Annotated in this window: 15 protein-coding genes; 13 read left to right on the top strand and 2 right to left on the bottom strand. The window is 41.5% G+C overall.

The window, feature by feature from the left end; translation table 11 throughout:
- Nucleotides 1-17 precede the first annotated feature (17 nt).
- From acnD to PSH48_RS09025, 5 genes are all read left to right on the top strand, one after another.
- Nucleotides 18-2627, top strand: coding sequence for a Fe/S-dependent 2-methylisocitrate dehydratase AcnD (acnD, locus tag PSH48_RS09045; protein WP_273611396.1), 2610 nt, complete (start codon nucleotides 18-20; stop codon nucleotides 2625-2627).
- A 12-nt stretch (nucleotides 2628-2639) separates the two neighbouring features.
- Nucleotides 2640-3806 (top strand): 2-methylaconitate cis-trans isomerase PrpF, encoded by a 1167-nt coding sequence (gene prpF / locus PSH48_RS09040; RefSeq protein WP_273611395.1) that lies wholly within the window; start codon nucleotides 2640-2642, stop codon nucleotides 3804-3806.
- 520 nt (nucleotides 3807-4326) lie between these two features.
- Nucleotides 4327-7353 (top strand): hypothetical protein, encoded by a 3027-nt coding sequence (locus PSH48_RS09035; RefSeq protein ID WP_273611394.1) that lies wholly within the window; start codon nucleotides 4327-4329, stop codon nucleotides 7351-7353.
- A 64-nt stretch (nucleotides 7354-7417) separates the two neighbouring features.
- Nucleotides 7418-8509 (top strand): hypothetical protein, encoded by a 1092-nt coding sequence (locus PSH48_RS09030; protein ID WP_273611393.1) that lies wholly within the window; start codon nucleotides 7418-7420, stop codon nucleotides 8507-8509.
- A gap of 9 nt (nucleotides 8510-8518) precedes the next feature.
- Nucleotides 8519-10396, top strand: coding sequence for a hypothetical protein (locus tag PSH48_RS09025; RefSeq protein ID WP_273611392.1), 1878 nt, complete (start codon nucleotides 8519-8521; stop codon nucleotides 10394-10396).
- 71 nt (nucleotides 10397-10467) lie between these two features.
- Here the strand turns inward: PSH48_RS09025 and moeA are convergent, their stop codons facing one another.
- Nucleotides 10468-11682 carry a molybdopterin molybdotransferase MoeA gene (gene moeA / locus PSH48_RS09020; protein ID WP_138540759.1) on the bottom strand — a complete coding sequence of 405 codons (1215 nt, stop codon included), beginning with the start codon at nucleotides 11680-11682 and terminating at the stop codon, nucleotides 10468-10470.
- 47 nt (nucleotides 11683-11729) lie between these two features.
- On the opposite strand from moeA, the gene modA reads away from it, so the two are divergent.
- Genes modA through PSH48_RS09005 form a run of 3 tightly spaced genes read left to right on the top strand, consistent with a single transcriptional unit; the run spans nucleotide 11730 to nucleotide 14185 of the window.
- Nucleotides 11730-12482, top strand: coding sequence for a molybdate ABC transporter substrate-binding protein (modA, locus tag PSH48_RS09015; RefSeq protein WP_138540758.1), 753 nt, complete (start codon nucleotides 11730-11732; stop codon nucleotides 12480-12482).
- The gene (gene modB / locus PSH48_RS09010) at nucleotides 12469-13155 is read left to right on the top strand and encodes a molybdate ABC transporter permease subunit (RefSeq protein WP_055015044.1); all 687 of its coding nucleotides are present in this window, start codon (nucleotides 12469-12471) and stop codon (nucleotides 13153-13155) included. The genes modA and modB overlap by 14 nt, the downstream gene beginning before the upstream one ends.
- On the top strand, nucleotides 13148-14185 hold the full coding sequence (locus PSH48_RS09005; RefSeq protein ID WP_138540757.1) for an ATP-binding cassette domain-containing protein: 1038 nt from the start codon (nucleotides 13148-13150) through the stop codon (nucleotides 14183-14185). Before modB ends, PSH48_RS09005 begins: the two co-directional genes overlap by 8 nt.
- Nucleotides 14186-14222: 37 nt before the next feature.
- Here the strand turns inward: PSH48_RS09005 and PSH48_RS09000 are convergent, their stop codons facing one another.
- Complete coding sequence (locus PSH48_RS09000; RefSeq protein WP_273611391.1) at nucleotides 14223-14981, bottom strand: HesA/MoeB/ThiF family protein; 759 nt, start codon at nucleotides 14979-14981, stop codon at nucleotides 14223-14225.
- A gap of 286 nt (nucleotides 14982-15267) precedes the next feature.
- On the opposite strand from PSH48_RS09000, the gene PSH48_RS08995 reads away from it, so the two are divergent.
- The 5 genes from PSH48_RS08995 to PSH48_RS08975 all read left to right on the top strand — a co-directional run bounded on the left by PSH48_RS08995 (nucleotide 15268) and on the right by PSH48_RS08975 (nucleotide 24160).
- On the top strand, nucleotides 15268-16737 hold the full coding sequence (locus PSH48_RS08995; RefSeq protein ID WP_273611390.1) for a NarK family nitrate/nitrite MFS transporter: 1470 nt from the start codon (nucleotides 15268-15270) through the stop codon (nucleotides 16735-16737).
- A gap of 13 nt (nucleotides 16738-16750) precedes the next feature.
- Nucleotides 16751-18490, top strand: coding sequence for a bifunctional protein-serine/threonine kinase/phosphatase (locus tag PSH48_RS08990; RefSeq protein ID WP_273611389.1), 1740 nt, complete (start codon nucleotides 16751-16753; stop codon nucleotides 18488-18490).
- A gap of 9 nt (nucleotides 18491-18499) precedes the next feature.
- Nucleotides 18500-19693, top strand: a complete 1194-nt coding sequence (locus tag PSH48_RS08985) for an alginate export family protein (protein ID WP_273611388.1) — start codon at nucleotides 18500-18502, stop codon at nucleotides 19691-19693.
- 228 nt (nucleotides 19694-19921) lie between these two features.
- Complete coding sequence (locus tag PSH48_RS08980) at nucleotides 19922-21448, top strand: FAD-dependent oxidoreductase (RefSeq protein WP_273611387.1); 1527 nt, start codon at nucleotides 19922-19924, stop codon at nucleotides 21446-21448.
- 21 nt (nucleotides 21449-21469) lie between these two features.
- On the top strand, nucleotides 21470-24160 hold the full coding sequence (locus PSH48_RS08975) for a nitrate reductase (protein ID WP_273611386.1): 2691 nt from the start codon (nucleotides 21470-21472) through the stop codon (nucleotides 24158-24160).
- The last annotated feature ends 11 nt before the right edge of the window (nucleotides 24161-24171 follow it).

Below are 24171 nucleotides of genomic sequence, written 5' to 3'. Positions count from 1 at the left end.
ATTAGCGAATAGATATTATGACCATAATTAATAACACCCAATACCGAAAACCATTGCCCGGCTCAAATGTGGATTACTACGATACGCAAGAAGCCGTTGATGCAATAAAGCCTGGTGCTTATGCCACATTGCCTTACACATCACGCGTACTTGCCGAAAACTTAGTGCGCCGCTGTGAGCCTGATATGCTAACCGATGCGCTTAATCAGCTTATTGAGCGTAAGCAAGATTTAGACTTTCCGTGGTATCCGGCGCGCGTAGTGTGCCACGATATTTTAGGCCAAACTGCTTTAGTTGATTTAGCAGGCCTGCGCGACGCCATTGCCGCAAAAGGTGGTGATCCAGCAAAAGTAAACCCGGTTGTGCCTACCCAGCTAATTGTTGATCACTCTTTAGCGGTTGAACACGCAGGCTTTGATCCTGACGCATTTGAAAAAAACCGTGCAATAGAAGATAGACGCAACGATGACCGTTTTCATTTTATAAACTGGACTAAAACCGCTTTTAAAAATATTGATGTTATTCCGCCTGGTAACGGCATTATGCATCAAATTAACCTTGAAAAAATGTCGCCTGTTATTCAAAACCGCGATGGCATTGCATTCCCCGATACCTTAGTAGGTACCGACAGCCACACCCCGCATGTTGATGCACTTGGCGTAATTGCTGTAGGTGTTGGTGGGCTTGAAGCCGAAAGCGTAATGCTTGGCCGCGCCTCGTACATGCGCTTGCCTGATATAGTAGGAGTTGAGCTTACAGGCACTCGCCAGCCTGGGATTACCGCAACCGATATAGTGCTGGCTATTACCGAATTTTTACGCGCTCAGCGTGTTGTATCAACCTATTTAGAATTTTACGGCGAAGGCGCTGATGCACTAACCCTTGGCGACAGAGCAACGATTTCAAACATGACACCAGAATTTGGTGCCACTGCAGCCATGTTTTATATAGACGATAAAACAATCGATTATTTGCGTTTAACAGGGCGTGATGAAGAGCAAATAGCGCTTGTAGAAAACTACGCTAAAACGGCTGGCCTTTGGAGCGATAGTTTAAAAACCGCAAAATATGAGCGAGTGCTTAAATTTGATTTATCAAGCGTAGGGCGCAACATTGCAGGGCCTTCAAACCCGCACCGCCGAGTATCCACCAGCGATTTAGCCAAAGAGGGTATATCTGGCACGGTTGAAAACGAGGAAGGCTTAATGCCTGATGGCGCATGTATTATCGCGGCTATTACAAGTTGTACTAACACCAGTAATCCGCGCAATGTAATTGCTGCAGGCCTACTTGCGCGTAACGCAAATGCTAAAGGCTTAATGCGCAAACCCTGGGTTAAAACGTCATTAGCGCCAGGTTCTAAAGCGGTGCAATCATACCTAGAAGAGGCAAACTTACTCCCTGAGCTCGAAAAGCTCGGCTTTGGTATTGTGGGCTTTGCTTGTACTACCTGTAACGGTATGAGCGGCGCATTAGACCCTGTTATTCAAAAAGAAGTAATCGATCGCGATTTATACGCAACAGCGGTACTTTCGGGCAATCGTAACTTTGATGGGCGTATTCACCCCTATGCTAAGCAAGCATTTTTAGCGTCACCGCCATTAGTGGTGGCTTACGCTATTGCCGGTACTATTCGTTTTGATATTGAAAAAGGTGTACTAGGGAAAGATCAAAATGGTAACGACATAACGCTAAAAGATTTATGGCCAAGCGATGAAAAAATAGATGAAGTAATCAAACAAAGTGTAAAGCCAGAGCAATTTAAAAAAGTGTACGAACCTATGTTTGATTTAACCGTAGATTACGGTGAAGACAACGACCCGCTATACAATTGGCGCGAGCAAAGTACCTATATTCGCCGCCCGCCATACTGGGAAGGCGCCCTTGCAGGTGAGCGAACCATGACCGGCATGCGCGCCCTTGCTGTACTTGGCGATAACATTACAACGGATCATTTATCGCCTTCAAACGCTATTATGGCAAGCAGTGCTGCGGGTGAATACTTAACTAAAATGAACGTCCCTGAAGAGGACTTTAACTCGTACGCAACGCACCGAGGGGATCACTTAACAGCGCAGCGCGCTACATTTGCAAACCCTAAATTGTTAAACGAAATGGTGCGTGATGAAAACGGCGAAGTTAAACAAGGTTCATACGCACGATTAGAGCCACAAGGTACTAACACACGTATGTGGGAAGCAATCGAAGCTTATATGCAGCGTAAACAACCACTCATTATTGTAGCCGGTGCCGATTATGGGCAAGGCTCATCGCGTGATTGGGCTGCAAAAGGGGTAAGGCTTGCAGGCGTTGAGGTTATAGCTGCAGAGGGCTTTGAGCGTATTCACCGTACTAACTTAATTGGCATGGGTGTATTACCGCTTGAGTTTAAACCAGGCACTACCCGCAAAACGCTTAACATTGATGGCAGCGAAAGCTTTGATGTAAAAGGCGAGCCAACACCAGGTGCAACGCTTGATTTAGTGATTACACGTAAAAACGGTGAGGTACTAACAGTACCTATGAAATGCAGATTGGATACCCAAGAAGAACTTTCTATTTATGCCGCTGGTGGTGTATTACAGCGCTTTGCGCAAGACTTTTTAGAAGCTACGCAATCAGCATAAGGGGCGTGCATTATGTTTAAACCACAAATTAAAGTACCAGCAACTTATATGCGCGGCGGCACCAGTAAAGGTGTATTTTTTAAGTTAACCGACTTACCCAAACCTGCCCAAGTGGCAGGTGAGGCGCGCGACAATTTACTGTTACGCATAATTGGTAGCCCCGACCCATATGGCAAACAAACCGATGGCATGGGCGGTGCAACATCAAGTACTAGTAAAACGGTTATTTTAAGTAAAAGCGAGCAACCTAACCACGATGTGGATTATTTATTTGGCCAAGTGGCAATAGATAAAGCTTTTATAGATTGGAGCGGCAATTGCGGTAATTTAACCAGCGCAGTAGGTGCGTTTGCTATAACGAACGGCTTAGTTGATAAAAGCACAGTACCCGATAACGGTGTAGCTGTAGTACGTGTATGGCAAGCTAATATTAAAAAAAGCATTTTTGTTCACGTACCTATTACTAATGGCGAAGTGCAAGAAACTGGGGATTTTGAACTTGATGGCGTAACCTTCGCCGCTGCCGAGGTAAAGCTTGAGTTTTTAAACCCTGCCGATGGTGAAGGGGCGTTATTCCCTACAGGTAATGTAGTGGATGACTTAGAAGTACCAGGAATTGGTACCTTAAAAGCCACGATGATCAACGCGGGTATTCCTACTGTGTTTATTAACGCAAGCGATATCGGCTACAGCGGCACTGAACTGCAAGATGACATAAATAATGATATCGACGCACTTAAAAAGCTTGAAACAATACGTGCCCATGGTGCGGTAAAAATGGGCCTGATCAGCAATATTAGCGAAGCACAAACACGACAGCATACACCTAAAGTCGCTTTCGTGGCAGCGCCATTAGATTATAACGCGTCTAGTGGTAAATTTATTGAAGCTAAAACAATTGATTTATTAGTACGTGCTATGTCTATGGGCAAGCTGCATCACGCTATGATGGGCACAGCTGCAGTGGCTATTGGCGCTGCCGCTGCTATTGAAGGTACGCTTGTTAATGTGGCCGCAGGTGGCGGTGCGTTAAACGAAATTAATTTTGGACACCCCTCTGGTACATTAAAAGTAGGAGCCGAAGCTCAACAGATAGACGGCTATTGGCAAGTAACAAAAGCGAGTATGAGCCGCAGTGCGCGCGTGCTGATGGAGGGCGTAGTGAAAGCACCTCAATAGTATTTCCAACGTTTTATTGAGTCATTAACGGTGCATACTGCGCGTTAATGACTTTTTAGCGTTTAGTCTTAATATAAAGCTAAATAAACATCCTGTTTATATATTTCATTTCAAAACACCACCTAACCCCATCCTTTTTCATTATATTAGCTTTGGCGGGCGTTTTTTTTAGCGTATCTGTCGCAATTACTTGAAGAATATTATTAACAAACTAAATTAAATGTAATATTCACTTAATATTGTGGATATATGGTACGCCAGAGCGATGCTTCTTAATGGTTTTAACATATGTTATTGAAAATATAGTAAAGCCTATGAAGAAGCGTCGTTTAAAATTAGATAAAAACTTGTACTCAAAACGTATAAAAATGTAGCAAAAACTCGTTACTTAATGTTACTTTAATTTATAAGTAACAAAGGTTGTTATTGTGTGTCTGTTTATGTTGTTTTGTAAACTTTCGCACGTATATTTAATAAAATAATTTTCTGATACTCATTGCAGGCTATCAAGGAGAAATAAATGGCACAGCGTATGACTAAAATTACCCCGATTGCAGCATCTGTTGCACTTACACTAGGTTTGGCGGGTTGTGGTTCAGACAACGACAGAAACACTTATGTTCCTCCAGTTGAATCGGTTACATCATCTGATGACGCTCAATTTAACGTAGAAATAACAGGTAAAGCTGTTAAAGGTGCAATGAAAGGTGCCGTTGTTAGCGTAATGACACTTGACGAAACAGGTCAAAGTGTTCCGGTTGCATTTAGATTAGAGGCTTCAGCAGAAGCTGAAACATTTACCGGCGAAGCAACGTCTCAAGATGCGGCTGATGCAGCAGTAGAAGCAAGCAAAATAGCGGGCAACCCCGATGCGCTAGTAACTGGCGATAATGGTAGTTACAGCATTTACCTTGAAGATGACTTTACAGGCCCTGTGTATATTACAGTTGCAACTGCTGAAGAGGGTGACGACAGTTATTTACGTTGTGATGCGTATGTTGGCTGTGGAACTTACAATGAAGCGCCAGAAGCAGACGATGTAAACGATGGCGACACTAACATTGAATTTGGTGAATGGTATAAAGCTGATCTAGAGCTTTCGGTTGTTAAATATATTGCTGCAGCGGACGCTGATTCGTCTGATACAAGTGGTGCAGCAGGCGATGCAAATGTTGCTCGTTCGTTTAAAGCCAATGTAACCTTTTTAACTACGTTGGTTGCTCAAGCACTACTTGAAGCTGAAGCTGACGTTGACGCAGGTGCAATTGCATCAACAAGTTTAAATACGGTTATTCAGGTAATGGGTCCTGATGCAGCAGTATTATTATCTGCACTGTTAGGTGATGTATCTAACGGCGGCGCTATTGATTTAAGTGATGTAGACGGTGAAGAAGCACTTTCACAAGGTGTATTAGCAATTGCTCAGCTGTCGTCGTCTATTCAAGGCTTATCTTCAATTAGCGAAGTAATGACCAGCATTAAAGAGGGTATTAAAGCAGGTACTTTAAGCTCAACCGACGTTGCAGCAACTTTACAAACAGCTGTTTCTAGTACGGCGAGTGTGTTTGTAGCAATTGCAACAGGTGATGAAGCAGCAATTAAAACAGCCCTTGAAGCGGCTTATGCGGCTAAGGTCCCAGCACCTTCGGCGGCAGAGATAGCTGCATTTGCTGAAAACTCAGCAGGCATTGCTACTAAAGCTAAAGAAGCAAAAGACAATGCAGTTAAAAACGGCGCTGCAAGTGATGCAGAGCTGGCTGAAATTGCAACGGCTGTTCAAACAGTGTTAGAAGAACTTGGTTGTACAGGCGATGAGTGTGTGGCGGGCGATGACTTTTATGCTGATTTAGCGGTTGCTCTAAATGCTCAACTTGATGCATCTTCTACTGAGCTTACAGAACTTCAAGCTTCGGTAGATGCTGCTGAAGAAATGCTTGCTGATGTTCAAGCATTAGGTGGTGATGCAATTACCGATGCAGACTCTGCAATTGAATTTGTTGCTGCTGTTGCAGCGCTTGAAAACGAAGCAGAAGCTGCTGACTTATCAAGTATGGCTGATATTTTATATGTTAAATCGCAGGGCTATGTTAGCACAGCTTCTTTACTTGTAGAGCAAAGCTCTGACTATCAAGGTGTACTTGATACTGCAACTGATTTACAAGACGCAGCCTTAGTCGAGGTAGAAAACCTAAGCGATTACGATGCAGCAATTGCGCAATTAGTAGCTGATGCACAAGCCGCTATTACTGAGTACGAGATTGAAGTAGCAGCTGCTAAAGAAGTTGCTATGAATACTGCCGATGTTGCAGGTGAAAAGAAAACAGCTGCTAATACTGCAGAAGCTGCATCAACAAGTGCGCTTGCTGCTGCACAAGCTGCTGTTGACTCGGGTGACGATGCACAAGCAACGGTTGCTTTAGTTGATGCTGCGGTAACTGCTGCTTCTGATTTTTCTGCTGCTGTCGATGCGCTTGAGCTTGCGATTGAGCAAGCCTTAGAAGCTGCAACTGAATATGAAGCTGTAGCAGTAACTGAAGCTGATATGGCTGAAGCCGCTGATTTAGTTGAAAGCGCAGAAATGATGGCCGAAGCTGCACAAACTCAGGCTGAACTTGCAAACGAGCAACTTGTAACAGCGCTTAGCTTACAAGCAGAAGCAGACCTTGCAGTGGCGACAGCATCAGTTAAAGAAACGTCAATGTCACTTTCTACAATGACGGTATTAACTAGCACGGGTGGCGATGCTCTATACGACACAGCCGAAGTGTTATTTGATGTGTTTGAAGAACTTGCTGATATGGGCAACTCTGGTGAGGGTACTTCAACAACTCATCCTGAATGGGACTACGATTACAGCCTAGACAACTTGACGCTAATGCTTACAAACTCAGCGACCGGTAGTGAAATTACCGCTTCGGCAGCGTACCAAGATGATCAACTTGTTGTTGCTTGGGGTGGCATGCTAAATACACAAAGCGATGCAACTGTTGAGCTTGTTACAGGCGATGTAGCCTCGGATGCACTAGAAGAGTGTCAAGCATTTGCTGATGGTACTATTACCGATTCAACACAAATTGATTCGTGTTTAGTATTTACTTTTGACGGTGCTGTAAATGCAGATACCGTTGATGACGCAGAGCTTACTATGGCGCAAGCGTGGAACCGTGTTGAAATTATGGACGGTGACTCAGGCTTTATGGGTAACCTAAACTTAAGCGGCATGGATGAAACTGATTCTGCAATGCTAGAAGCTATGGGTATGTCTGGTGACTTAGACTTTAGCGTAATGTCTGAAGTGGATAGCAGTGGTGATGAAGATATGACCATGCTTGAAATTAAAGTTAACGGTGACGCAGCTATGGGTTACACGCTGTCTATGTCGGGTACCGAATCAGCTGGTTACATGGGTGATGTTAAAGCGATGTACGATGGCATGATGATGACCTTTGGTACCGCAACTAAAGTAACAAACGGTGTTTCGATTACTTACATTGATGATGAAGTAATTGAGTACACAGATGTGACTTTAATTGACTCATCTAACTAATACTTAAACTATAAAAGGGAAAAGCTGTGTGCTTTTCCCTTTTTTTATAGAAAGCGATTAAATTATGAAAAAAAAAATTCTCTTGTTAGGATTTTCAACTGCTCTACTTTCACCTCTAGCTTCTGCAAATAATCAATTTCAAATATTTACTCACTTTGACGCCGAAATCTACACTGAGGCACAGCCAGTACAGGCATTTGTAGATGACTTTGACGAGCCTATTAAATCTGGCGATAGTGCATTTACTTATAATATTTTTGAAATTGGTGTGGGCTATAATAATTTTAAAGTGGGCCTGCAGAGCCGTTATGATTATGTACTTAATTTTGACCCAGACACTGCACTTTATACTTATTTAGAAAAAAACGACTTACCCTTTGAAGAACGATTTTACACATACCAGTTAAATGCAAAGCAAGTGACCTCTAATGGTGTATTTTTATCATACGATTTTAAATTTTTAGATAAAAACGCGCTTACTATTACGCCAAAAGTGTCTGTTTTTGCCAGTACACATTTTCAAGATGCTTCTGTAGATGGGCGAGTGTTTAGTGATGATGTTGAAGGCAGTATTACTGCTGATTATAATTTTTCGAAAGATATTTTATTCAAAAAGTTTACCCCTTCTGAAAACCCTGAGGGCCTAGGTTATAGCTTAGATATTTTTGCCGATTGGCAAATAAATGATGATTTAAAAGTAGGCCTAAGTGTAAAAGACTTACTTTATAAAACTGACTTTGATGATACTGGCTCAGTAAAAGGGCAAACGACCGAAATTCCTTTCAGCGAAGATGAGAGTGGTAATGTCGTCTCTACACCTACTGTATCTCTTCAAACCTCAGCTTTTGGTAATACCCAGTCGCACACACTTGATATGGAAATGCGTATTACGGCTTTTGCCGATTACAGAATAAATAACCGCTACTCAACTGCTTTTACAGTAAAACAGTACGATAAAGATACCTTTAGTCAGTTAAAAGGACGTATTCATTTTTGGGATCATTGGAAGGTACAAGCTGGCTATGAAACAAAAAGTGAAGCGTTTTTAGTTGGTATTGAAAACGAGTACTTTGGTCTTAATTTACAAACCGACAGCTTAGATTTAGATAAAGCTTATTATGCGAATGTAAATTGGTACATGAACATTAAGTTTTAAGGAATGAAGATGTTAAAAAAACTTTTACCTTTGTCAGTTGCTCTAGCGCTTAGTGGCTGTGGTGGCTCTTCAAATGATAGTAGTGACGAAGCGATTGAAATAAGCGTAGCATCCACCTCTACCGTAAATTTTTATGTGCCTAAATGGCAATCAGCTAAAGGTACGCTTAATCAATTAGACGGCCAAGGCAATGTAGTAGAGTCTGTTGCAGTCGAAAACATAAATACTGCAAGCGTGAGCGTATCGCCTCTTAATTTTTATACATTTGAATTTATACCTGAGGATAGTGCCTTGCCATGCCCACGGTTTACAGGTTGCGGCAGAACGCTTCGCGGCGATGTAAACGATATAAATGAAAACCGTTTAATTGATTTTGAAGAGATAACTGGCGTTAATTTAAACTATGCTGCTCGCGCTTATGTTGCACCGGGCGTTAATGAAGTATTTTTCTCGCCGTTAAGTACCGCAATTACGAATGCAAATGTTGACGCGACCCTTGCAAGTTTATCTGCGAGTCCTTTTTATCAGCTTACACACAGTGGCCTAAGGAATACACTAGAGGCAGAAATTGTGGCTGATGCATTTACCTATGGGGCTATTGTAGCTGGTGTGTCTGTTGAAGGGTTTGATTTAGCCACTGCATTTGATGATTTTATTACCGAGCAAGATGATACCAGTGCGTGGCAAACTTACAGTAATTTAGCTGATCAATACATTGCAGATAACCTTTACAGTGAGCAAGGTAATGGTTTAATTCAAAGTGTAGCAGGGCAGGTTAAGCAAACTATTGCGAGCGTGACTAGCTACACCAATTGGCAACAAAAGGTTGAAACTGAGCAAGCACTCGAGTCGCGCGAATTACTCGAAAATATAAGAGACGCACTGGGTGTTATTCGCTTACAGGACACAACCTACGCAGAGGATGTAGATGCTAAGCTCGCGCAACTAGAAAGTGCACTTGATGATGATACTCAAAAAGCGATCACTGTGCTTGCTGAAGTAATTAACGAAGTACTCATAAATTATTCGCCCCTTGCGGAAGTTTCTGCAAGCGAAGGACAATACAGGTTACGCGATCTTGATATTAGCTATTCTACATCCCCTTACGAATGGCTAATTACGGGTACTTACGACGGTTTACCAGTTAGTATAGATATGTCTATTCCTACTTTTAGAATAAGTGGTGTACTGGGCGATAAAGTAGAAGGGGTTATGAGTGCTTCTGTTATCAACGGCGATACTCGCTTAGATGTTGATGTGAGCGAATTACTAATTGAATTTGATGGGGTAAGTGAGCAAAGCGAGTTATTACCTGATGCGCAAACAGGCATAGCTAATATTATCACTGATGTTGTTATTGCTAAGCAGTCTGGCGAGCTAACAGGTGAGATATCATTAGATTTAAACCGTTTTGTATCTGCGTTTGCACAGGAAGTTACTTCTCTTTCTTCATTTGATTTTGAAGGGCAGTTTCAAAGCGATATTCAAACAACACCTTTTCATATTACCGCGCTTGAGGCTTCACCACTCAGTGGTGAGGAAAACGACGATTTAATGTTTGGCCTTGAGTTGGCGCTGCCCTTGGGTGGTGCGAGTGATTTTAGCCTGGCGTATGTAGGTGATGTTATTGATTTATCGCAGCTTACTAGTAGCGATGTCTTTATTAGCGTAAAACAAAAAGCCTTAGATTTACGCATTAGAGAAGTAAATAGCAATATTAGTTTAACTGCAAAAGGTGAAAACGGCCGTTGGCTCGACGTAAAACAAGCTGGCAGCAACTACAGCGGTGGCTTGTACTTAGGCGATACAAAAATTGCGGATGTAACTGCAGTACGTGGTATCCCTGGGGTGTTATTTCCTAATGGTGATTTTGAGTCGTTGTTTTAAACGCGACTTAACCCAATTTTAAGCCCAGCAAATTTAGTAAATGTGCTGGGCTTTTTTATGGACAAGGTTTTTTATAATAGCTCTATTTCTACGGTTTCGTTTTTTTCAATATTGCCACTTTCTGCGGGCACTACAATAAGGCAATTTGCATGACTAAGCGATGAGAGTACCCCCGAGCCTTGCTTATTTATAGGCGTTACCAACAGGTTATTGTTTTCGTCGGTACTGGCAATACCGCGTTGAAAGTCGGTACGGCCTGGGCGCTTTTTAATCAGTGTGGTTGTAGTCGCTTTTAAGCTTAACTTAGCAGTATGTTCATTTCCTGAAAGCTTTGTAAGGGCGGGTTTTACAAGTCGCTCAAGCGTTACAGCCGCTGATACTGGGTTACCTGGTAAACCAAAAAAGTAGCTGTTAGGTAATTTACCAAAAGCAAAAGGTTTACCCGGTTTCATGGCAATTTTCCAAAAATGGATATCGCCAATCTCATTTAATACTTCTTTGGTAAAATCGGCTTCACCAACGGATACACCACCAGAGCTTATTACAGCATCAGCTTGCTCATTTGCTTTTAAAAACGTGTTTTTAATGAGCGTTTTATCATCGGGAATTATTCCAAAATCAATCACTTCTATATTGCTATCATTAAGCTCGCTTAAAATAACTGCTCGATTACTTTCATAAATAGCGCCTGCATGAAGCGCATTGCCCGGCTCTATAAGTTCATCCCCGGTAGAAAACACCGCAACTTTAAGTGTTTCATATACGCTTACTTGGCTAATGCCAATAGAGGCAAGTAAGCCTACATCGACTGCTTTTAGTTTTCTGCCAGCTTTAAAAACAGCACTATTTTTTGCAATGTCTTCACCTGCAAAACGTACGTTAGCATTGAGTTCAATTTTGCCTGTAAATGTTATTTCGTTGTTATTTACAGTGGCGTTTTCTTGCATCACTACCGCATTAGCGCCAGAGGGCAGGGCTGCGCCGGTCATAATTCTCACGCATTGCCCTGGGATTAAAGTGCCCTCAAAGGTTTGCCCAGCAAATACACTGCCTACTTGTTGATAAGTTGTTAAGCCTTCACTTAGGCAAAGCGCATAGCCATCCATTGCCGAATTATCGTGACCAGGCACATTTATATCAGATTTAATATCGCGTGCTAGAACACGGCCCACACTGTGCATTATAGAAATGGTTTCTGCGGCTTTATTAAAGTTAATGGCGTTGAGCATATTACTTATTGCGGTATCTACTGGTAATAAACCAGGTGCATTGCATACATCGTTCATATATATTGTTTTTTATAATGTGACTGATTTTTAAAACAATACTTATAATGTTAAAGCTTTACAATACATGGTGTGGTTATTTGTTGTTACTGTTAGTGCTATTTAGCAACTGCGTTAGCGCAAAAGAAACACTGCATATAGCCGTTGCGAGCAATTTTAAACCAGTGCTACAAAAGCTGATTACTGATCCTGCACTTAAAAATATAAATTTTAAAATATCGGCAGCATCTAGCGGTGTATTACACTCGCAAATTATGCATGGAGCGCCGTACGATGTTTTTTTATCTGCTGATGCGTCGCGTCCACAAGCACTTATAGAAGATGGTTTTGCAATTAAAGACAGTTTAACAACCTATGCAATAGGTTTATTAGCACTTTGGCAACCAAGTAGCAGCGTTATGAATAATAAATTAGCCATTGCGAACCCACGTTTTTCGCCTTATGGGCAATCATCAATGCATTACGCAAAAGCGTTTATAAAAACCCCCTATGAGTTTGTCTATGCAAATAATATTACTCATGCCTTTCAATTTGTTGAAACAGGCAATGCCGCTAAAGGTTTGGTGGCGTTATCTACGTTAAAGTCGGCTTATGGTAAAACTAAAAATAAAAAATATTTAAACTACACGCTTATCGACACTAAAAATTACCCAGAAATAACACAGCAAGGCGTTATTATTAGCGCATCAAAGCATTTAACTGTTGCTAAAAAGTTTATGGCTTTTTTAAATGCCCCCGCAACCGCAAAAACATTATTAGCACTTGGCTACAAAGCAAAGGACAGTGATGCTAGCAAGTGATTTAACAGCGCTGTGGCTTACAATTAAACTTGCCTTTATAACAGCCGCTATTTTGTTAGTGATATGTATTCCGCTTGCGTGGCAACTTGCCAGTTATAAAGGTAAGTTAAAGCCTATATTAGAAGCACTTATAGCCATGCCTTTGGTACTGCCGCCTACGCTAATGGGTTTTTATTTATTAGTGCTGTTTTCACCTACGCATGCATTTGGCCAGTTTTGGTTTTGGCTTACTGGTACGCAGCTCGCATTTAGTTTTCAAGGGGTGGTTATTGGCTCATTATTTTATTCACTTCCGTTTGTGATGCAGCCGCTACTAGCGGGTTTTAAACAAATAAATACCACCTATGACCAAGCAGCTATTGCTTTAGGAATAAGCCCATTTAAACGATTTATGTATTTAACGTTACCGCTATTAAAGCCAAGTATAGGCAGTGCCTTTGCGCTGGGTTTTGCCCATACATTAGGAGAATTTGGTTTAGTGCTAATGATTGGTGGCAATATACAAGGCGAAACCCAAGTGGTGTCTATTGCACTTTACGACCATGTAGAGTCACTTAATTATGGGGCTGCGCATCAATTATCGTTGGTGTTGCTCGCAATGGCGTTTGCGTGTTTAGTGTTGTTGTTTAAATTTAATAAAACCGTGATAAACGGAGCTGCTAATCGTGCTTAAAATACAATGCCATCAACGTTTGGACGATTTTGAACTCAATGTTGACTTAGCTATAAACCAATTTGATATTTTAGGGGTGTTTGGCCCTTCGGGCTCTGGCAAGTCGAGCTTATTACAGGCGATAGCGGGGCTTACTACGGCGCAAAATGTGTGTATAAATAATCATAATATAACCCATCTAAAGCCAGATAAACGCCTACTTACTTTACAGCTGCAGTCGTGCCCGTTATTTCCACATTTAAATGTGATGGGTAATTTACTGTTTACTCACAGGCATTGTAAAAATAAAAGTAACAACCTAACGCCTGAACAGGTAATTGATTTATTAGCACTAAATCCATTACTCAATCGTGATGTGGCGGGGCTTTCGGGCGGTGAGCGCCAGCGTGTAATTTTTGCCAGAACACTTCTAAGTGGGCAATCTGTTATTTTACTTGATGAGCCATTTAGTGCATTAGATTGGTCAACGCGTTTTACTATGTTGGCGGGAGTGCAACAACTTAATAAATCCCATGGTATTAAATTTATTATTGTTAGCCACTCTTTAAAAGAGCTCCTTTATTGTAGCGATACATTAATACATATGGCTAAAGGTAAGGTGCTTAAGTGTGGTGCCACACAAGACGTGGTGCACAGTATTTATACAAATAAGAGCCAAACACCACTGAGTGTACTTAGTTTTAGTAAGTCTGAATTTAATGATGCATTTGGGCTATGCAAGCTAACTCTTAGTAACAGCTTACAACATGTATATGCAGTGCCTTCGCTGGTAAAACAAAGTCATAAGTTAATTATAGAAAGCGGGCAAATAACCTACAGCAAAGTAAAACCGTCTAACCAGTGCAGTGCAAACGTGCTAATAGGTATGCTTGAAAATACCCAGCAGCTTGATGAGCAATGGCTACTTACTGTTAATGTAGATACGCAGTTGCTGTATTGCGCGGTATCTAAAAGGCAATGGCAACAAAGTAATGTGCAACTGGGTGAGCAGGTTTACCTGACAATAAATAATTTAGAAACACTGAGCTAGGCTTTTAAAAGCAGTCATGAATTTTAAATGTATTAAATCAGGCACTGCAAACTGGGCAGTGCTTATTTTTAACAATGTTAAAACGGTTAAACTCCATACTCAAACCATCTACAAGTAATAGTTGCTCAGTGAGTTTACTGTTAAGTCCTGCAATAATTTTAAGGGCTTCAGTCGCTTGAATACTGCCAATAAGCCCTACAATAGGGGAGAGCACGCCTGACTCGGAGCAACTTTGAGTTTGTTCGCCAAAGAGCTGTGATACACACCCATAGCAATGGCTATTAGGCGCCATTGTAAAGCAAGCAACTTGCCCCTCAAACCGAATAGCAGAGCCAGAAACCAAAGGCGTGCATGTCTTATAGCAGGTGCTATTGAGTAAGTTTCGCGTTGCTAAGTTATCAGAGCAATCAATAACAACATCCACTTTGCTAAGTAAGTGCTCAAGGTGCGCACTTTCGTCTAAAAATTCATCAATCGTGTGTATTTCTATTTCATTATTCAACTGAGTTAAATGCTTTTTTGCACTGTGGGTTTTTAAACTGCCGATATCAGTGTGTTTGTAAAGCACCTGCCTTTGCAAATTTGTCGCATCAACCACATCGTTATCTACAAGCGTTAATGTTCCTACTCCTGAGGCAGCCAAGTATTGTGCTACAGGGCAACCTAATCCACCTAGCCCAACTATAAGCACATGACTTTGCCATATTTTTTCTTGCCCATCGATATCCAGCTGAGGAAGCATAATATGGCGTGAATAGCGTAATTGCTGCTGATAGGTTAAAGGCGGTTTTTGCATTTATTTTTTCTCATAATTTTTTTAAACAATACCAATTAGTTAAATCTTAGAGCAAGTAAAGCTTAAAATTTCTTTGCACTGTTTACGCTCACAGTGGCTGCTTTAATAGTGCAAAGCAAAAAAAATAACATTTCCAAAAAATATAAGTGCATGAAAAGCCTAACTAATAATTATTGGCTTAGTAATTGCTGAAGGCGGTTAACGTTAATTTAACAATCGTCGCAGTGTTTTTACTACCAAAGTTGTATTCGCTGCTTAAAACAATAATCGTTACAAGGAAAAAAACATGCAACCGAGTACTGGGTTTAATCTCATATCGTTTAGCGGAAAAATGAAAATACTGCATTTAAGCTGGATGGTGTTTTTTATCTCTTTTTTTGTATGGTTTAACCATGCGCCATTATTAGGTGCCATAGCGAGCTCGCTGGGAATATCCATGGCACAGGTTAAAACGCTACTAATTTTAAATGTCGCTTTAACCATTCCTGCACGTGTAGTGGTTGGCATGCTAACCGATAAATTTGGCCCGCGTATTGTTTATGCGGCTTTACTTATTTTATGTAGTATTCCGTGTTTTATGTTTGCCATGGCGACCACGTTTGAACAAGCCGCTATTGCCCGTTTCGCACTTGGCTTTATTGGTGCGGGTTTTGTTGTGGGCATTCGTATGGTGAGCGAGTGGTTCCCAGCAAACGAATTAGGCACAGCAGAGGGTATTTATGGCGGCTGGGGTAACTTTGGTTCGGCAGCTGCTGCAATGCTATTACCTGTATTAGCGCTTATGTTTGGCGGTGACGATGGCTGGCGTTATGCGATAGGCCTAACCGGTGTGTTAAGTGTCATATTTGGTGTTATTTGGTACATCAACGTAACTGACACGCCAAAAGGTGGCACTTACTTTAAGCCCAAAAAAGTTGGGGCAATGGAGGTAACCAGTAAAGGCGACTTTGTATTACTACTTATAATGAAACTGCCTATGTACGGTGCTTTAGCACTACTTACTTGGAAACTTTCGCCAGCGGGCGCCAGTTTACTGTCTGAAAACGTTGTAATTTGCACCTATGCCTTTTTAGTACTGCTTTATTTATACGAGGTATATAAAACTTACGACATAAACGGCCATATTTTTAAACAACCAGTGCCAGAGTCGCACCGTTACGAGTTTAAGCAAGTGGCAGTATTAAATATTCTTTATTTTACTACTTTTGGATCAGAGTTGGCTGTTGTATCTATGTTGCCATTATTTTTTAGTGAAGTATTTGGTCTTGATATGGTATACGCAGGCTTATTAGCATCAGCTTATGCATTTATGAACTTAGCCTCTCGCCCTGGTGGTGGTTGGATTTCAGATAGAATGGGTCGTCGTAAAACACTTATTGTACTTACCACAGGCCTAGCTGTAGGTTACTTTGTTATGGGCTTAGTTGACGCAAGCTGGCCGCTTTGGCTTGCTGTTGCCGCTGCTATGGCGTGTTCGTTTTTTGTTCAAGCAGGAGAAGGCGCAGTATTTGCCGCAGTGCCACTTATTAAACGTCGTTTAACGGGTCAAATTGCAGGTATGACAGGTGCCTACGGTAATGTAGGGGCTGTTGTATATTTAACGGCGCTCTCGTTAGTTGATTACCAAACATTCTTTATGATTATCGCTGCCAGTGCATTGTTAGGTTTAGGTGCATTATTTTTCATGAAAGAACCCGATGGGCACATCACAGAAGTTAACGAAGATGGCACTGTTGAACTTATTTCAGTGACTTAAGGTAGCGTTTAGTATGTTTGATGAAACCCAACACGCTCAAGTTCGTAATAATACGCTAGATGTTTCTTTTGGTGGGCACAGTGCCGCGGGCATAAAAGATGAAAATCAAGATGCGTTTGCTGCTTTAAATACTGAGCACGAACAACAAGAAACAAAAGGCGCTATTGCGTGCTTAGCAGATGGGTGTTCATCAGCTAAAAATGCCAAACAAGCATCGCAGCTCAGTGTTACTCATTTTATAAATGAGTATTTAAATACACCCGACAGCTGGGCGGTCAAAAAATCGGTTTCTAAGGTTTTAGCTAGCTTAAATCAGTGGTTATATTCGCAATCAGTCAACTATAACCACTTAGGGCAACGCCAAGCAGATTGGATGACCACCTTTACGGCGCTTATATTAAAATCAGCTACGGGGTATATATTTCATTTAGGCGATACTCGCATTATGCGTTTACGCGATAATCAAATGGAAGCGATAACGCGGGATCATAAAGTAAATGATACGCTCACTCGTGCTTTAGGCGCGCAGTCACATCAAGAAATTGATGTTTACGAAGTTGACCTAAAAGCCGGTGATATTTACATACTGACTTGCGATGGTGTGCATGATGTATTGCCCTATACTGAAATTGCCAACGAAATAAACGCCCATAACAACTTAGAGCAGGCAGCAAAGGCCATTACCTCACGGGCTATAGCACAAGGCAGTGATGATAATGTGAGTTGTTTATTAGTGAAGGTAAATAGCATTGCGCAGCAAAATCTAGATGAGCTTTATCAATCGTTAACGCAGCGAAAAATACCACCCGCATTAGAGGTTGGCCAAATAATTGATGGATATACGGTTATTCGTAAAATCAACGAAAGCAGCCGATCGCACATTTATTTGGTACAGCAAGCACCTGATGCACCTCCCGTTGTATTAAAGGCACCCTCGGTTAATTTTGAAGACGATATACACTACCTTCAAGGCTTTATACGCGAAGGGTGGGTAGGGCAACGTATTAATCATCCTAATGTAATGAAGGTTTTAAATACGCAATCGCAAAGCCGATTTTTATATCATATTTGCGAGTACATGGACGGACAAACCCTCAGTGACTATAAGCACGACGTCCCTTATTTAGAAATAGCGCAAGTGCGCAGTATTGTAGAGCAAATAGTGCATGCGCTAAGGGCTTTTCAGCGATTAGATATGGTACATCGTGATTTAAAGCTCGATAACGTGATGATAGATGCTCACGGTAAAGTTACGTTAATTGATTACGGTACTGTAAGTGTTGCGGCTATGGATGAGTCGGTTAAGCAAATAGCCGATGACTGCCCGCAAGGGACTATAGATTATACGGCTCCTGAAACACTTATTTCGCTGCACGCCGATTTTAAAAGCGATATGTTTTCGCTTGGGGTGATTGCTTATGAGTTATTGTGCTCGAAGCTGCCTTATAAAACATTACCGGCAAGTCATACCCCTATTGATTACAGCCACTGGCAATACACAAGTATTCGCAAGTACCGAGCCGATATACCCTTTTGGTTAGATCAGGCTTTAATGAAAGCACTTGCGCCAAAACCAGCGCTCAGATACCACGCATTTTCTGAGTTTTTAACAGATATTAGTAAACCTAATCCACATTTACAGAGCTCAGCCAACAAAATTTCAATAATGAAACGCGATCCAGTATTACTCTGGAAGAGCATTTCGCTGTGTTTATTTATCATTTTATTGTGCGTGCTCATAATTAAAAACTAAGAGACCAACATGTTAAATTATAAAAATAACTTACCTATTATTTTAATGATAGGGTGCATTGCTGCGCCTTCTATTAGTGTTGCAGCGCAAACCGACCTTAATTTTAGGCTGCGTTATGAAAGTGCAGAGCAAGATAACGCACTAAAAGATGCCAGTAGCTTAACGCTGCGCACACGCCTTACTCATAAAACCGATGAAGTGAATGGCTTTTCTGCTTTATTAGAGGTCGAAGATAGCCGAAGCCTATTAGGTGTAGACGATTACAATAATACGCTGGGTAAAAATACTAATTACTCAGTAATAGCCGACCCTGAAACCACAGAAGTAGATCAGGCTTTCGTTAAGTACGCAAAAGATGCTTTATCAATTAAAGTAGGTAGGCAAGTAATAGCGCTTGATGGACAGCGCTTTGTAGGCCACGTTGGCTTTAGGCAAGACAGGCAAACTTTTGATGCTGCAACAGTAAATTACTCCTTTAATGATATTAACTTGCACTATAGCTACATAAGTAAGCGCAACCGTATATTTGCCGATAGCAAAGATATTGATGCATCCGATCATCTTATCAATGCAAGCTTTAAAACAAGCCTAGGTAAGGTGGTTTTATACAGCTATTTATTAAGTGACGATGCAATAGATAATGACAGCTTAGATACTTATGGTGTGTCTTTTAATGGTAATAAAACGCTCAGCGATATTAAATTTTACTATAAAGCACAGTACGCCACGCAATCTGCATCAACGAGTATGAGTGATTTTGACGCAGATTACTATGCGTTTGAAGGGGGGATAGATTTAGGCGGTTTAGGCATTGAAACCGTTACATTAAAAGCTGGTATTGAGTCACTGGGTTCTGATAACGGTGATTATGGTTTTGCCACGCCGCTTGCCACAATGCATAAATTTAATGGCTGGGCCGATACGTTTTTAGCAACCCCAGCACAAGGGCTTGATGACACTTATGTAAGTTTAAATGGTAAAGCTTACGGCGGTAAATGGCTGTTGGCGTATCACAGCTTTGATGCCAACGATAGCGCCAATGGCGTTGATGATTTAGGCACAGAGCTAAACGTACAATACGTAAAGCCTATTAATAAAACCTATGCTGTAGGCGCAAAATATGCCGATTATTCAGCAGGCGATAGCGCTGCAGGCAAAGTTGATACCCAAAAACTGTGGGTATGGGTAAGCGCTAAATTTTAAGTATTTAACCTAAACCCTCGTTATTTAATTTAAAGCGTTACAAGTTGGTGCAATAGCGCCAGCTTGTGGTGCTTTCACTTCTTTTTTACTGTATTAAATTAGTTAAGCTGTTGAAATATATTGTTTATATATCTGGCTTGCATATTGCTATAACCAACACATAATAAATTATACATTTAAAGTACCCATCTAAAGTTAAGTGTATTTTAAATCAAACAGGTGATTTTAATGCCAAGCAAGCAGCGTGTTGTAGTTGTCGGAAATGGAATGGTTGGCCATCATTTTGTACAACAGCTAGTATCACAACAAGGTGATACTCAAAATATGGAGATTACCGTACTCAGCGGTGAAGACCGACTCGCTTATGACCGCGTACAGCTTTCGTCTTTTTTTAAAGGTAAAACCGAAGACGATTTAGCACTTACCTGCAGTAAAACCTATCAAGATTGGCAAGTGTGCTTTCATACTCATTCTAAAGTGGTTGATATAAACCGCGATGCAAAAACAGTCACTACTGCAAAAGGCAAAACATTTGAATACGACAAGTTAATATTGGCTACCGGTTCATTTGCATTTGTACCACCCATTCCAGGTAAAGACCGTGAGCATTGCCTAGTTTACAGAACCATTAACGATTTACACGCCATAAAAAAATCTGCACATGCCAGCAAGGTGGGCGTAGTAATTGGCGGCGGTTTATTAGGGCTAGAAGCTGCCAACGCATTAAAGCAGCTTGGCTTGCAAACCCATGTAATAGAATTTGCACCACAACTTATGGGCGTACAAATAGATAGTGCTGGTGGTCGATTGCTTAAAAATAAAATTACCGAGCTGGGCGTTACAGTGCATACATCAGTGGCGACAGAGCAAATTATAGAGGGTGAAAACAGCCGTTATAAAATGTGCTTTAAAGGGGGGCAAACCCTAGAAACCGACATGATTGTATTTTCGGCCGGTATTCGCCCATACGACAACCTAGCTCGTGAGTTTAATTTAGAAATAGGTGAGCGCGGCGGCATCGTAATAAACAACCATTGCCAAACGAGTGATAAAAACATATACGCCATAGGCGAATGCGCCCTTTGGAATAACTTTATTTTTGGCCTTGTAGCACCGGGCTACGCGATGGCAAAAGTAGCGGCAGGGCATGTTTTACAACAGCTCTCTTCAAACAAAGCTTTACACACTACCTCAAACAATTCCTCAAATAGTGCTGATGAATTTAGCGGTGCCGATATGAGCACCAAGCTTAAATTAATGGGTGTTGAAGTAGGCTCAATTGGTGATGCCCATGCACGCAGTGAAGGCGCAATTAGCTATTACTTTGAAGATCAGCCAAACGGTGTTTACAAAAAAGTAGTCACTAATGAGCAAGGCAATAAGCTCATAGGTGCTGTACTGGTTGGCGATACCAGTGATTACGATAATTTATTGCAGTATCACTTAAATGGCATTGAGCTTAGTGTGCCCGCAGAGTCATTAATAATGCCGCTTGCAGGTGACGCGGGCGAGCTAAACGCTGATGATTTGCCACGTGATGCCATTATTTGTGTGTGCCACAAAGTGACAAAACACACTATTGAACAAGCGGTTATACAAGGTTGTAGCGATTTAAATAAAGTGCAGCAAGCCACTAAAGCAAGTACGGGTTGTGGAGGCTGTGAAAAACTAGTGCAAAGCGTTATTAGCAGTGCGCTTAATAATAAAATAGCTACGCTAACCCCAGTAGATGAGCCAGTATCACAGAGCGCTTAACGCAAATAATAAGAGAGCAGTATGGAAACATTAAACACATGTTCAAACACACCTTTGCTTAAACAAACCACCTGCGCTTATTGTGGTGTAGGCTGTGGGGTTGATATTTCATTATTAAATAATACCCCAACAAAACTTGAAGGCACGCGCGAGCACCCCGCTAATTTTGGCCGTTTGTGTGTTAAAGGCACGCACTTGCTTGACACCATTGGCACTGATAATCGCTTAACATCGCCCCTTATTGATAACGAACCCGCCAGCTGGAATACGGCAACTGATTACGTTGCCAACAAATTTAACGCCATTATTAAAGAGTATGGACCGGAGTCGGTTGCGTTTTATGTATCGGGGCAGTTACTTACTGAAGATTACTACGTTGCCAATAAATTAATGAAAGGCTACATAGGCTCAGGCAATATAGATACAAACTCAAGGCTGTGTATGTCATCGGCGGTTGCCGGTTATAAACGTGCGTTTGGTGAGGACGTAGTACCATGTAGCTACGACGATTTAGAGCAAACGGAGCTACTTATTTTAATTGGCTCAAATGCGGCGTGGACTCACCCGGTGCTTTACCAGCGTATGGAGCGCGCAAAAAAACTTAATCCAAACATGAAAGTAGTGGTTATCGACCCGCGAAAAACCGATACAGCCGAACTTGCCGATACCTTTTTAAATATAAAACCAGGCAGCGACGGGGCTCTTTATAACGGCTTACTTAATTATTTAAGTGAACATAACTATTTAGATACGCAATTTATAAATGCGCATACAAACGGCTTTGAAACAGCGCTTGCAGAGGCTAAAAAGTGGAGTGTAAAAGCGGTCAGTGATTTTTGTGATATTGACGCGCAGCTAGTCAGTGACTTTTACGCCTTATTTGCACAAAGCCCAACCGCTATTAGTTTTTATTCAATGGGTATTAACCAATCAAGCTCAGGGGTTGATAAGTGTAATGCCATTATAAATGCGCATTTAGCGTCGGGCAAATTGCTAAAACCTGGATGTGGCCCGTTTTCAATAACGGGGCAGCCTAATGCTATGGGTGGGCGTGAAGTAGGGGGCTTGGCAAATCAATTAGCAGCACATTTAGACATTGAAAACGACGCGCATCAACAGTTAGTGCAGCGTTTTTGGCAATCGCCAACAATAGCTAAAAAAGCAGGGTGTAATGCGATTGATATGTTTGATGAAATCGCCAAAGGGAAAATAAAAGCTATTTGGATAATGGCAACCAACCCGATGGTGAGCTTACCTAATAACGCAGCCATACAACATGCACTTGAGCAATGTGAGCTGGTGGTTGTGTCTGACTGTATTGCTAAAAGTGATACGCTAAAATTTGCTAATGTGGCGTTTCCATCAACCGGATGGGGCGAAAAAAACGGCACAGTAACTAACTCAGAGCGCAGAATATCGAGGCAGCGCCCGCTAGTTGAGCCATTTTCGGGGGCTAAAAACGATTGGCAAATAATGTGTTTAGTTGCCCAAAAAATGGGTTTTGAAGGATTTGACTTTACAGACCCCAGTGGCATTTTTGAAGAATGGGCACAACTGACTGATTTTGAAAATAATGGTGATAGGCTATTAAATTTATCAGCTTTAGTAGGGCTTTCGCAGCAGCAGTACGATAACTTAAAACCGGTTATGTGGCCGGTACTAAAAAATGAGCCATATAAGAACGGGCAGGTTTTTGTTAATAAACAATTTAGCACCGCAGATAAAAAAGCCCGCTTTATTCCTATAACGCCCAAACTTCCTGTGCAGCAAACATCAAGCGATTACCCGTTTGTAATGAACTCAGGGCGAATACGCGATCAGTGGCATACAATGAGCCGCACCGGAAAAAGTACAGCCCTTTCTACTCATATAACGCGCCCATATATTGAAATAAACCCCATAGATGCATGCAAATTAAACATAAAAGCAAACGACTTAATAACCGCCAATGCTAAAACTGGGCAGGTTACGGCTCATGCAAAAATAACGGATGCCGTGCGTAAAGGCGAATGTTTTATGCCTATTCACTGGAACAAGCAATTTGCCTCATCCGCTACGGTAAGTGGCCTCTATCAATCGGTTGTTGACCCTATTTCGGGCCAAGCTGAATGTAAGCATGGTGCTGTTGATTTAGTTAAAGCGCAGTTTGCTCAGTACATGCAAGTTTTTAGCAAAACAGAGCTTAAAATAACCAGTGATTTTTGGCTTAAAGTTAACGCAAGTAATTGTGTTAACTACCAGTTAGCGCTCAATGAGCCGCAAAATGATTTGCTTTATTATTGCCAAACACTGACAGGGTTACAAGGGCAGTGGTCGGCAATGGGCAGTGCAAAAGCAATGCATATTCAATGTATTCAAAACCAGCAGTTAGTGTTTGTTGCGGTTATTTCGCCGGCTCAAAAAGACACATCACTTGAGTGGATAAATCATTTATTTGCAGAGCCTTTAATAACCTTTAGCCAATTACAGTCATTGCTTTATGCCACGCCTGATGAAGAATTTACTCAAGGCGCACAAGTATGTAGTTGCTTTAAAGTACGTGAACAACCCATTATAAACGCCATTAAAAGTGGTGAAAATACAGTAGAACAATTGGGGTCTAAACTAAAATGCGGCACTAACTGTGGGTCGTGTAAAACCCAGTTAAGCCAATTAATAAAGCAGCATACTACGCAAAACGCTAACAGTATTGATGTTGCAGTTGAAATGTAAATAAACAAGGA

Source organism: Pseudoalteromonas sp. Angola-4 (assembly GCF_028599265.1).
In the GTDB taxonomy this organism is placed as follows: Bacteria; Pseudomonadota; Gammaproteobacteria; order Enterobacterales; family Alteromonadaceae; genus Pseudoalteromonas; species Pseudoalteromonas atlantica.
Note: the sequence above shows the minus strand (reverse complement) of the source record. Positions and strands in the feature narration are given on the sequence as shown.